The sequence below is a fragment of the Alteromonas sp. Cnat3-28 genome, from assembly GCF_022348265.1.
Classification (GTDB): domain Bacteria; phylum Pseudomonadota; class Gammaproteobacteria; order Enterobacterales; family Alteromonadaceae; genus Alteromonas; species Alteromonas macleodii.
On sequence record NZ_JAKREY010000037.1, the window covers coordinates 1 to 11,155 of the forward strand.

The 11,155-nt window shown below is 45.7% G+C and carries 11 protein-coding genes; 8 read left to right on the forward strand and 3 right to left on the reverse strand.

Going from position 1 to position 11,155, the window contains the following annotated elements; all coding sequences use genetic code 11:
- Positions 1–146: 146 nt before the first annotated feature.
- The gene (locus MHM87_RS19335; RefSeq protein ID WP_239260747.1) at positions 147–1,001 is read right to left on the reverse strand and encodes an ion transporter; all 855 of its coding nucleotides are present in this window, start codon (positions 999–1,001) and stop codon (positions 147–149) included.
- 210 nt (positions 1,002–1,211) lie between these two features.
- On the opposite strand from MHM87_RS19335, the gene MHM87_RS19340 reads away from it, so the two are divergent.
- The gene (locus tag MHM87_RS19340) at positions 1,212–1,364 is read left to right on the forward strand and encodes a hypothetical protein (protein WP_014948204.1); all 153 of its coding nucleotides are present in this window, start codon (positions 1,212–1,214) and stop codon (positions 1,362–1,364) included.
- Positions 1,365–1,499: 135 nt separating this feature from the next.
- Here MHM87_RS19340 and tolC read toward each other — a convergent pair whose 3' ends face one another.
- Positions 1,500–2,897: an outer membrane channel protein TolC gene (tolC, locus tag MHM87_RS19345; RefSeq protein ID WP_014978275.1), complete on the reverse strand. Its 1,398-nt coding sequence runs from the start codon at positions 2,895–2,897 to the stop codon at positions 1,500–1,502.
- Positions 2,898–3,193: 296 nt separating this feature from the next.
- Between tolC and nudF the strand changes: the two genes are divergently transcribed.
- The 5 genes from nudF to parE all read left to right on the forward strand — a co-directional run bounded on the left by nudF (position 3,194) and on the right by parE (position 7,775).
- Entirely contained in the window at positions 3,194–3,820 is a 627-nt protein-coding gene (gene nudF, locus MHM87_RS19350) for an ADP-ribose diphosphatase (protein ID WP_239260749.1), read from the forward strand.
- A 41-nt stretch (positions 3,821–3,861) separates the two neighbouring features.
- Positions 3,862–4,257 (forward strand): DUF1249 domain-containing protein, encoded by a 396-nt coding sequence (locus tag MHM87_RS19355; protein WP_014978277.1) that lies wholly within the window; start codon positions 3,862–3,864, stop codon positions 4,255–4,257.
- Positions 4,254–5,057 carry a metallophosphoesterase gene (locus MHM87_RS19360; protein WP_239260751.1) on the forward strand — a complete coding sequence of 268 codons (804 nt, stop codon included), beginning with the start codon at positions 4,254–4,256 and terminating at the stop codon, positions 5,055–5,057. Before MHM87_RS19355 ends, MHM87_RS19360 begins: the two co-directional genes overlap by 4 nt.
- Positions 5,058–5,184: 127 nt before the next feature.
- A complete protein-coding gene (locus MHM87_RS19365; RefSeq protein WP_014948209.1) occupies positions 5,185–5,766 on the forward strand; it encodes a YqiA/YcfP family alpha/beta fold hydrolase in 582 nt (193 codons plus the stop codon).
- Between the two features lie 113 nt (positions 5,767–5,879).
- Positions 5,880–7,775 carry a DNA topoisomerase IV subunit B gene (gene parE / locus MHM87_RS19370; protein ID WP_239260753.1) on the forward strand — a complete coding sequence of 632 codons (1,896 nt, stop codon included), beginning with the start codon at positions 5,880–5,882 and terminating at the stop codon, positions 7,773–7,775.
- 130 nt (positions 7,776–7,905) lie between these two features.
- Here the strand turns inward: parE and MHM87_RS19375 are convergent, their stop codons facing one another.
- Positions 7,906–8,574, reverse strand: a complete 669-nt coding sequence (locus MHM87_RS19375; protein ID WP_239260757.1) for a hypothetical protein — start codon at positions 8,572–8,574, stop codon at positions 7,906–7,908.
- A gap of 212 nt (positions 8,575–8,786) precedes the next feature.
- On the opposite strand from MHM87_RS19375, the gene MHM87_RS19380 reads away from it, so the two are divergent.
- Both MHM87_RS19380 and MHM87_RS19385 read left to right on the forward strand, forming a co-directional pair.
- Positions 8,787–9,488: an HAD family phosphatase gene (locus MHM87_RS19380; RefSeq protein ID WP_075175947.1), complete on the forward strand. Its 702-nt coding sequence runs from the start codon at positions 8,787–8,789 to the stop codon at positions 9,486–9,488.
- A gap of 178 nt (positions 9,489–9,666) precedes the next feature.
- Positions 9,667–10,962 (forward strand): hypothetical protein, encoded by a 1,296-nt coding sequence (locus MHM87_RS19385; RefSeq protein ID WP_239260755.1) that lies wholly within the window; start codon positions 9,667–9,669, stop codon positions 10,960–10,962.
- Positions 10,963–11,155 lie beyond the last annotated feature (193 nt).

Here is an 11,155-nt window from a genome sequence, read left to right on the forward strand (position 1 = left end):
AAGATTTACAACGAAATGAGGCCGCACCTTAGTTTGGATATGAAAACTCCTAATCAGGTGCACAAACAAAAAGGCCAGCTACTGGAGCTGGCCTAAAAACTGTCAACCTATCTTAGGACGGGTCATGCTATTGGAGCAAAACGCGCCTAGCTGGTTTTGCCTACCGTGCTATGTTCGTTATTAGCAGTAATCTGCGCCTTTAGCTCTCGTAGTTCTTTCATTACATCTTGAAGGGTTGGCTCTACGTTTCCTTGTGCAATTTGCTCTTCGAGTAAAGCGGCTTCTTTTTCTGCTCGTGCTTTTTCGTTTTCTCTTTCCATCACGTTCACCACGATCCCAATCACCATGTTCAAGAACGCGAACGCAGTAAAGAAAATAAAGGTAAGGTAGAAAATCCAGCTTAGCGAGTAAACCTCCTGAGTCTCGTACATTACATCGGTCCAATCTTCGAATGTCATAATTCTAAAGAGCGTTAGCATCGAGATAGTGATATCGCCCCACAGCACGGGATTGATGGTTTCGAATAAAGTACTACCTATAGCTGCGTAAATGTAGAAAATGATAAACATCAACAGCATGACATATGCTAATTGGGGCAGTGCTTTAACCAAAGAAACTAATAAGATCCTGAGCTCGGGAATGATCGAAATCATACGCAGTACGCGGAACACACGCACCAAACGGGCGATAAGTGCCAGTTCGGTATCGTCTGCCGGAATGAGACTAATAACCACAATCAGTGTGTCAAACCAGTTCCAAAAGCTCTTGAAAAAGTAGCGTTTACGTTTTTCAGCCAAAAATCGTATGGTGATCTCTGTCAGGAAGAATGCACTGATAAACCAATCTAAGAATAACGTGACGGATGACATGCCTGCTGGCAATTCATAGGTTTTGGCACCTACGAGAAGCGCTGAAATAACGATAACGCTAATTACAAAGGCTTCGAACCATTTATTGGCTCGAATGCGCTCAAATTTATTTTGAAGTTCAGAGGCTTGCATTTCTATTTATCACTCAAAGAAAAACCAAATAACCAAAGGGCTTGTGGTAAGCGCGATTGGCGGTATACTAAATAATCAGTAGTGCTGAATAAAGGCACTTATTGCTTACAAATGTAGGGGCACAAAAGGCGTTTTAAAACCTGTGTCGCCACACGTGACCTAAACGTTTATCTAGCCAAATACATAGGCTTAAAAATAAAGGGCATAATCATGGATGATGAATTACGGTTGTTGCAAGAGAAATTGCATATCGTGGCTGAACGCCTATCTAATTTCGCGCCAACAAAACAAAATGCTGAAGCCTTGCGCGCAGAATATCGCCAACTGCTCAGTGCACTAAAAAGATTTACGCCCGCGGCGTAGCATTCCTTTCTCATCATCGTTTGGATAGAGCCTGCTTTTGCTATTAACTAAGTAAAACTAGTAGGCATAAAAAAGGGCAGCATAGGCTACCCTTTCATTCTTTTGACAGCGCTTGGCGCAATCAACTACTCAATGTTAGCCATTGGTTTTGGTTTCTGCTGGCTTAAGACCACGGTTGATCATAGCCACATCTTCACCTGTCAATGTACCTGCCGCTTGCTTAAGCGTAACCACTGACTGAATAAAGTCATAGCGTGCGCCCGCAAGGTTACGACGTGCATCAAACAAGTTACGGGTGCTGTCTAATACGTCAACAATAGTACGAGTACCTACATCAAAGCCCGCTTCTGTGGCCTTAAGTGCGCTATCTGCAGACACCACTGACTGCTCAAGAGCGCGAATAGTAGAGATAGACGCTTTTACGTTATTAAACGAGCTACGAACTGACTGTACCGTTTGACGATACGTCTGCTCTGCAGCTTGGCTGGCCGCTACGTAGTTGTACTTCGCTTGCGACGTTTGCGCGCTTACGCTACCGCCTTGATAGATTGGAACGTTCAGCGTAATGCCAATTGACTGGTTATCCAAGTACGGCGTTTCATACCCAAACGGTGTGGTAGAGCCGTCGTCATTTAATATTTCAGCATCAACATCATCTTTCGAGCGACCGTAGCTGCCAGACAGTGATAATGTTGGCAAGTGACCAGAGCGCGCAATAGCAATATCTTCTTTTGCCACGTCCATGGCCAAACGGTCAACTAATAGAGCAAGGTTTTGGTCCTGTGCGGTCTCTAGCCAGCTGTCTACCGTTTCTGGTACTGGCATAGTCGCAGAGAAATTCTCTGTATTTAGACCGAAAAGACGATCGTGGTACTTGCCGGTAATAACACGAAGTGCTTCAAGGGCAAACTCAAGCTGGTTTTTCGCTTGGATTTCCTGAGCTACTGTGCTGTCGTAGTTCGCTTGTGCTTCGTGCACGTCAGTAATAGCCGTTAGACCTACCTCGAAGCGCTGGCGTGTTTGCTCAAGCTGACGTTCAATGGCGCGTTTTTCAGCACCTACAAATTCTACGTTGTCACGCGCGCGCAATACGTCAAAGTAAGCTGTAACCGTACGCACGATAACGTCTTGCATGCTAGCGGCAAGTTGAGCATCGCTTTGCTCAGCTACTTTCTCTGCGCGGTCTAGACCCAACCAGTTTGCGTGGTCGTATAAAGACATTGAAAGTGATAAACCGTAGTTAAGCGTGTCTACTTCAGTATCTGTTGTGAATACTTGAAGGCCGTTGTCACCAGCCGCTTGTTGGAAGCGTTCTGATTCAGATTGGGTGTAACCCACAGAGCCAGAGATTTGGGGTAGTAGGCTTGCGCGGCTAAGACTGATTCCTTCGAACGCAGCATCACGTTGCGCTTTCGCTTGGTTTACCAATGGATCGTTCGCCAGTGCTTGTTGATATACCTGCATTAGGTCATCGGCTAGCGCACCAGTTGTCATCGAAACACCGATAACTAGCGACAGAAGTGTTCGTTTCATGCTTACGTCTTCCTGTTGTGTTCAAGTTGCGTCGTCGTTTATTCGTTGAGACGACTTATTAAAACCAAGTGTATGAAAATTCAACCACAAACCGAAAGTCCAAACTCGTAACAGTATTCGATTAACTGTAACAGAATATGTGATCTACCCACGCAATTATTATAGTAATAGACGACTTGTAATATGAGTTTTCTGTTATTCGCTCACACGCCGTATCGCATTTTTCATGCGTATACATGGTTGGTGTGTAAATGTACTATGTATGATAAATCTATTTGAACCATAAGTGTCAGCAAATGAGCAAGGAATTCCTTTCATTTACCTCAAATGACGTCGAAATCACCGACATTAAGCCAGTGTATCGTGGTTTCTTTACCATGAATCAGTATCAATTTAAGCACAAGTGTTTTAATGGAGAATGGAGCGACACGGTCACGCGAGAAATATTTGAACGCGGTCATGCGGTGGGGGTCTTACCCTACGATCCTGAACTCCAAGAGTTTGTGCTCATTGAGCAAGTTAGAATTGGGGCATTAGCCACATCTTCAAGCCCTTGGTTAATAGAAATTATCGCGGGCATGATCGACAAAGGAGAAACACCGGAGTCTGTATGCTATAGAGAGTCGATGGAAGAGGCAGGTATTACCCTAGATAAATTAACCAAAGCGCTGAGTTATTTATCGAGCCCGGGCGGCACGACCGAAAGATTACACATTTTTATAGCAAAGACTGATGCTAGCCAAGCGCAAGGCATTCACGGCCTAGAAAGCGAGTCTGAAGACATTAAAGTACATCGAATAAAAGAAAATACCGCCCTTGAATGGTTGGAAAATGGCCATATTGACAACGCCGCAGCGGTAATTGCGCTACAATGGTTCTTTATGCACAAAACACAACTTCTGGAGCAGTGGCAGACATCGTGACACAACGCAATCAACGAAAATACGTACCTCATCTTCCTTCAATGCAGGCGCTTTGCGAACTGAACTACTCCCATGTTCTGAGAATTTTGCCTGATTGCGATACGGAAGATTTGAGCTATGAATTTTCGGTTGGTGTCGGCCTGTCTTATGAAATACGTATTGTAGAGTCTGCTCGCTACACCAGTACGTTAAGCATTAAGCAAACCACTAAAGATATGCCCTCATATTTAACGCCCAGCATGACGGTGCGCTTATATCACGACGCTCGCATGGCTGAAGTCATCAATAGTCAAAATACGGGAGCGCTTGAACCGTCGTACGAGTATCCGAATTTAAAAATGCGCCAGCGTAACGAAAAGCACATGGTGAATATCTTTTTAGCTGAATGGCTAAACTTCTGTTTGCAACATTCCTCAAACGTTACTTCTGAAGCGTGATAACACTCATTCAGCTAAGTGATTGCCACTTACTAAAAGACAAAGATAAGACGGGATATGCGGGCATCGCGCCCTATGATTCACTAGCACGCGTGCTTTCTGATATCCAAAATTACATTGTTCAAGAAGTTGCCAGCGAGCCCCCGCAGAGAGCAAAGCACCAAGTAGTCGTGCTGGTTACTGGGGATATTAGCGGCGATAATTCCCCTGAGAGCTATCAGCATTTTATTGCATTGATGGAGCAACATATTGAGCCAGCAAATATAGAATGGTTTGTGCTGGCGGGAAACCATGACAATAATCCGTACTTCGAAAAGTACGTTGGCAGTCGGCACCTACAAAGCAATGACTCGTTAAGCTTGTGCAATTGGCAAATACACGGCATGGATACCCGCGCTACAAGTAATATGCATACGGCAGCGGGGGAAGTAAAAGAAAGCGATATACAGGCGCTTGAGCAATCGTTAACTACGTCGCCGCAGACAAATCATCTTGTTGCGCTTCATCATCACATATTGCCTTCGAACAGTTGGATGGATAAGCACTCTTTGGTTGATGCTCAGCGGTTAGTATCGCTTACAGATGAATATCCGCAAATAAAAGCCTTACTACACGGACACGTACATTCGCCGTTGCGTCAGCAGATAGGAAAGCACAATACGCCTTCTTACGGCAGCCCTTCTACATGTTGGCAGTGGGAAATGAGGCCCGAGTTTGGTGTTAGCAATGAAGCGCCGGGGTATCAGGTGATGAGTTTAATGGGTGATGGCACGGTAAACGTTACCGTTGTTAGGGTTTAGCTCAGTCGAGCTTGGCTTTGAAGGATGCGCTAGGTGCGTTTGGCGTTAAAACCCGTTTCATACTCGCATCGAGTTTAGAGCAAACAAAGAAACAAAAAAGAACAGAGAACACAGAGTAGAGAAAAATATGCAGCACATTTTATATCTCCACGGCTTTTTAAGTTCGCCGAAATCCATTAAGGCGCAAGCCACCAAAGCGTATTTTGAGCAGCATCACTCGAACGTTACCTTGCACATTCCTGAGCTGTCTAATTTTCCTAGCAAAGTGGAAGACCAGCTAATTTCACTTATTGAGAACACACCGGCACTGCTTGAAAACGGGCTGAAACTTATTGGCAGTTCAATGGGGGGGTATCTCTCTACGTTTTTGCTTGAAAAGTTTGGTGGCAAAGCCGTGTTAATCAATCCCGCTGTTCGCCCTTACGAGCTATTGCAAGGGTTTATCGGTGCCCACGAAAACCCTTACAGCAAAGAAAAGTTTGAAATAGTAGAAAGCGATATGGGGGTAATCCAAGCATTAGAAGCTGCCTCAATTAAAACGCCAGGCAATTACAAAGTGCTACTTCAGACCGAGGATGAAACACTGGATTACCGCTTAGCGGCTGAAAAGTACGCACAAAGTCATCTGGTTATTGAAGAAGGCGGCGATCACAGCTTTGTAGGTTACGAAAATCACTTGCCTGCTATTGCCGAGTTTTTGCTGAAATAAGCGCATTGCCAGTCTGTACTCGCCCTGCTAACATCAAACCTATGCTGTGCGGCGCTTTGCTTAAGCGCCGCGTACCTCTTTCTTTGTCGCTGGCTTAAATAACAACCATAACTATGTCAAATCAATACAATTCAGATGCTATCGAGGTTTTAAACGGCCTTGACCCCGTAAAACGCCGCCCTGGTATGTATACCGACACTACCCGCCCAAATCACTTGGGTCAGGAAGTCATCGATAACAGTGTGGATGAAGCGCTTGCTGGGCACGCCTCTAACATCAAAGTAATTTTGCATGAAGACCAATCGTTAGAAGTTATCGACGATGGTCGTGGTATGCCGGTAGATATCCACCCTGAAGAAGGGATAACAGGCGTAGAGCTTATTCTATGTAAGCTTCACGCGGGTGGTAAATTTTCAAATAAAAACTATGCCTTCTCTGGTGGTCTTCACGGGGTGGGGATCTCGGTAGTTAACGCGCTTTCAACTCGCGTAGAAGTAACTATTCGACGAGACAGTAACGTATACCAAATTGCCTTTGAAAACGGCGACAAAGTCGAAGACTTACAAGTTATTGATACCTGCGGTAAGCGCAATACAGGAACCCGTGTTCACTTCTGGCCTGACCCGCAATATTTCGATTCGGCTAAATTCTCAGCCAGTCGACTTGTGCACAACTTGCGCGCTAAAGCGGTATTAAGCCCGGGTCTGCGCATTCGTTTCGACAACAAGATCACCAAAGAAAGCCAAGAGTGGTATTACGAAGACGGTCTTAAAGACTACCTCTACCAAGCGGTAGAAGAGTTTGAAACCTTGCCGTCTGACACGCCATTTGTAGGTACATTTAGTGGCAACACAGAAGCCGCCGATTGGGCTGTAATGTGGTTGCCTGAAGGTGGTGATTTAGTAACGGAAAGCTACGTTAACCTTATTCCTACAGCGCAAGGCGGTACACACGTTAACGGGCTGCGCCAAGGCTTACTAGAGTCAATGCGCGAATTTTGCGAATTTAGAAACTTAATGCCCCGTGGCGTTAAATTATCGCCAGATGACATTTGGGACCGCTGTGCCTATATCCTGTCGACTAAGATGCAGGACCCGCAGTTTGCCGGGCAGACTAAAGAACGCCTGTCTTCACGTCAGGCCAGTGCGTTTGTATCAGGCGTGGTGAAAGACGCATTCAGCCTTTGGCTAAACCAGCATACGGAAATTGCCGAAGCCCTTGCTGAAATGTGTATCAACAATGCACAGCGCCGCCTTCGTCAAACCAAAAAGGTTGCCCGTAAAAAGGTTACCCAAGGGCCTGCACTACCCGGTAAACTGACCGACTGCTCATCACAAGATATTTCTTACTCTGAACTGTTTTTAGTAGAGGGTGACTCGGCGGGTGGCTCGGCCAAGCAAGCGCGAGACCGAGAATTTCAGGCCATTATGCCGCTGCGCGGTAAAATCTTAAATAGCTGGGAAGTCGACTCTTCTCAGGTATTGGCATCACAGGAAATTCACGATATTTCAGTTGCGCTAGGTATCGACCCAGATTCGACGGACCTGTCTGGTTTGCGCTACGGTAAAATTTGTATTCTTGCCGATGCTGACTCCGATGGGCTACACATTGCAACGTTGCTATGTGCGCTCTTTGTGCGTCATTTCCGAACCTTGGTAGAGCAAGGCCATGTGTATGTCGCTATGCCGCCGCTATTTAGAATAGACGTGGGCAAAGAGGTATATTACGCGCTAGATGAAGGCGAGAAGCAGGGCATTCTTGACCGAATTGAAGCAGAAAAGAAACGCGGTAAAGTCAACGTACAGCGCTTCAAAGGCTTGGGGGAAATGAACCCGTTACAGCTTCGCGAAACCACCATGGACCCGAACACCCGTCGCCTTGTTCAGCTAACCATTGAAGACGCAGAAGAAATGATGGAGTTGATGGACATGTTGCTTGCTAAGAAGCGTTCTGGCGACCGTAAAACATGGCTTGAAAGCAAAGGTAATATGGCCGAAGTGGCATTGTAGATTGCAGAAACGCGCCGCTTTTGTGCTTATTTATAAAAGCGTGTATCGATAACGCTGTTCAAACAAGTGATCGCTAGACAAGCAATCTTATTGCTACACAAAGCAAAGTAGAAGCGCCGAGAAACTATCCTTATACGGAAATTTCTCGGCGTTTTAGTTTGTGCATCTGCAATAAAATACTGCCACGCATAATTACGCTAGTGCCGTTTAGGATAAGTAGCGGCCAGCTTTGGCTTAATGGCATTGTTAGGCCAAACAATAAAGTGCTAACGTCTTTTATCAATATATTGCGAAACAGCGCAAATGACAGCGACCCCACTTTTTGTCTGCGCTGCAGTACAAACCACTGGTGCAGTGAACCTTGAAACAAGATGACGGTAACGACCAGCATTAAGGTATTTGCGCCAAGCTGTGCAAGCGTTGGGAAAGGGCGAAAAGCAATGGAAAGTGTGCCACCAATGAGAGCTAGCAGAGCAACAGCGGCAACATAGCCTGAAATTGTAGTGCGCCTGTGTTGCCATATTTTCCAAATGATAATGAGCGTAAGTATGAGCGCGCCAAATCGTGTCCACACCAAGTAATGGTTGAAAGGCTCTACCGAAATGCCAAATAGGAAAATTGAGAAAAAGGCAAAATAGCTAGAGCCAAACTGGTTAAGTGACAGACTGTGGTTAGCATCGTCACTTTCGCTAGAAACGGGCACGTGAAAGCGCGTCATGGCCTTAATTTGTGACCATAATCCTAACCATGTCAGTAAAAACAGCGCGGCACTGGCAAAGCCTAGTATGTGGTAAAGCACCCAATTTGCTCCACGTTGAAAATGTTCTAGCTCGTGAATGCCCCAGTGTATCACAGGACTGGCACTGTTCTGGCATGTTCTGACATATGGCATGCAAACAATCACTATTATCAAAGCACTGCAGCAGGGGCTAAAGGTGTTATCGTTTTTTCGGTATCGATGACACCCAATATGTTTTCAAAACCGGTATTGAACTAGCAAGGAGGTTTATTTTGGCATTGCACTCAGTTTCTTCATCAACCCGCCAGCTAGCGGTAAGCGATAAAACCACAACGCTATTATTTGATCACGACGGTACCCTTATTGACTCAGAATCCGTACATTTTGACCTGTGGAAAGACATTTTGCTGGGGTACGATGTTGAATTAAGCGAGGATTTTTATTGTGAAGTGATGGCGGGTATTCCAGTAAAGCAAAATGCTGTCGATCTCGTCGAACATTTTAATATTGATGTAGCGCCGCAGCAGCTAGCAGAGCAAAAACACAAAAGCATTAGCGACTACTTAGATAAGCAAGCTTTTCCCTTAATGCCGTTTGCTAAAGAAACCATTGAACATTGTGCAAACAAAGGTTACACCATTGGCATTGTGACTGGGGGAAGTAAAAAGTCGGTGGAAAAAACCTTATCTCAGTATGGTTTAAGTGCTTATATTTCTTGCGTGGTTGCCGTGGAAGATGTCGAAAACAGCAAACCAGCACCTGATTGTTACGCGCTTGCAATGGACAAGCTAGGAAAAATACCCGGTGAATGTGTGGCAATTGAAGACACGCAAACCGGCATGACAGCGGCACTTGCTGCAAACCTAGCCTGCGTTGTGATACCCACGGATTTGTCGAAACATCATGACTTGTCTGGGGCCACAGTGCGGTATACAAGCTTGAAAGACTGGGTGGACTGCGAACTCGTTTTTTAGCGAATGCGGTGGTGGTTAATTGCCGACTTGTCGTGCCACTTGTCACTGGTGGCGCGAAAATAGATAACGTAGTATAACCAGCACGTTAGGGCGTAACTTTCTTTGTTTTACAGCAAAGAACGCCAGAGGCGCTAACTTATTTTTTATTCATTGTTATGACAGGTACAGCTGATTTCTCATGATTTTGCGTAGCGTAAAATGGCTTTTGATTACTCTTGCCATCATTGTTGTTCTGCTTGTAGTAAGCGTTGCTACGATTACGGTTATGGCTGTGCAAAAAGCGCCATTAGTCGCATCGACAGCGCCCACACAGCTAGATGGTGCTGATAGCGTTAATGAACTCCTCGGTCAGCTGCAACAGGCGTTTTCCCGCCGAGAAGAGGGGCATCAAGTTACGCTCACCGAAACCCAAGTCGAAAGCTTAGTGGGTGTGTTACAGCGTGCATTACCTGACTTTAAGGGCGTAGTGAATATCACGCCGTTGGCGGGAACCATTAACGTCACTTACGCTATCAACAATACGGGCTATTATGTAAATGCGTCAGCACTAGTACTGCCTGGAGATAGCTTGCGTATAGAGCAAGTCCAAGTTGGCGACTTAACCATTCCGGGTCGTTTTTTACTTGGGTTTTTAGAGCGTACGGTGAACTCTTATACGCAATCAGAAATAGCCACCATTGCGTTATCGCGGGTTGAACGTGTGACCATGAGAAGCGGTGAACTTACCCTTGATGTTGGGCGTTTAGATGAGCTGCTAAGCGAGTTAAACGTGGTGGCGTCGAACATGTCGGTAAGCGAACAGACCGAGCTTCAGCAGTTATCTGCGTACTATTTACGTTATTTGTCTGGTAGAGAAATAGCCTTATCAAGTAAACCGGTATCCCTTATTGAATACTTGCGCGAGGGGATGGCACGGGCGAGAGAGCAAAGCCAAACCCCTCAAGATGCAGTACTGCATAATAATGCGGTAATCCTCGCTTTAGCGGTTTACGTTGGGCATCATCGTGTTGGGACTCTAGTGGGCGACATACAGCCAGATTCCGAAAAAGCGTTAAAGCCTCGCAGAGGTGCTGTGCTGCACAAGCGCAACGATTTGGCTCGTCACTTTATTATTTCTGCTGCATTAGAGTTAATGGCTGAACAAGGTATGTCTTTAGCAATTGGCGAGTTTAAAGAGCTAATGGACCGGGGCAATGGTGGTTCGGGCTATAGCTTTGTAGACTTAGCGGCAGACATGTCGGGTACTGAGTTTGCAAAGGTTGCTACCCATCCAAATACTGCGATGGAAGTGCAAAATGCGATTGCGCGCATTCAAAGTGAACTTGAAATCATCCCGCCTATTGAAGGCCTGCCCGAAGGCTTAAGTAAGCAAGCGTTTACTGAACAATATCAGCGGGTGGACAGTAAAGCGTACTTAAAAGAAGTACAGGAAATTAAGCGTAGGATCGCCTTGCTTCCGCTTTATCAAAAATAAGCGGTAAGGCGCGTGAGAGTTCGCCGTAAGCGAGAAGCTAATGTCAAAAAAAAGCCCGCAAATAAAGCGTAATGCCAGTCAGTTAAGCTGACTGGCATTTTTCTTTGTGGGGTATTTAGTCGGTCTTTTCCTCACTACTCTGGGGTAATACCTGTCAGGTCGTTTGTCAGGGAGCCTCATCATCCTCAGCGAT

Excerpts from the sequence above, each read along its gene's own strand:
- MHM87_RS19340 (WP_014948204.1), top strand. The coding sequence starts at position 1,212 with ATGGATGATGAATTACGGTTGTTGCAAGAGAAATTGCATATCGTGGCT.
- MHM87_RS19385 (WP_239260755.1), top strand. The coding sequence starts at position 9,667 with ATGATTTTGCGTAGCGTAAAATGGCTTTTGATTACTCTTGCCATCATT.
- MHM87_RS19335 (WP_239260747.1), bottom strand. The coding sequence starts at position 1,001 with ATGCAAGCCTCTGAACTTCAAAATAAATTTGAGCGCATTCGAGCCAAT.
- nudF (WP_239260749.1), top strand. The coding sequence starts at position 3,194 with ATGAGCAAGGAATTCCTTTCATTTACCTCAAATGACGTCGAAATCACC.
- parE (WP_239260753.1), top strand. The coding sequence starts at position 5,880 with ATGTCAAATCAATACAATTCAGATGCTATCGAGGTTTTAAACGGCCTT.
- MHM87_RS19355 (WP_014978277.1), top strand. The coding sequence starts at position 3,862 with ATGCAGGCGCTTTGCGAACTGAACTACTCCCATGTTCTGAGAATTTTG.
- MHM87_RS19365 (WP_014948209.1), top strand. The coding sequence starts at position 5,185 with ATGCAGCACATTTTATATCTCCACGGCTTTTTAAGTTCGCCGAAATCC.
- tolC (WP_014978275.1), bottom strand. The coding sequence starts at position 2,897 with ATGAAACGAACACTTCTGTCGCTAGTTATCGGTGTTTCGATGACAACT.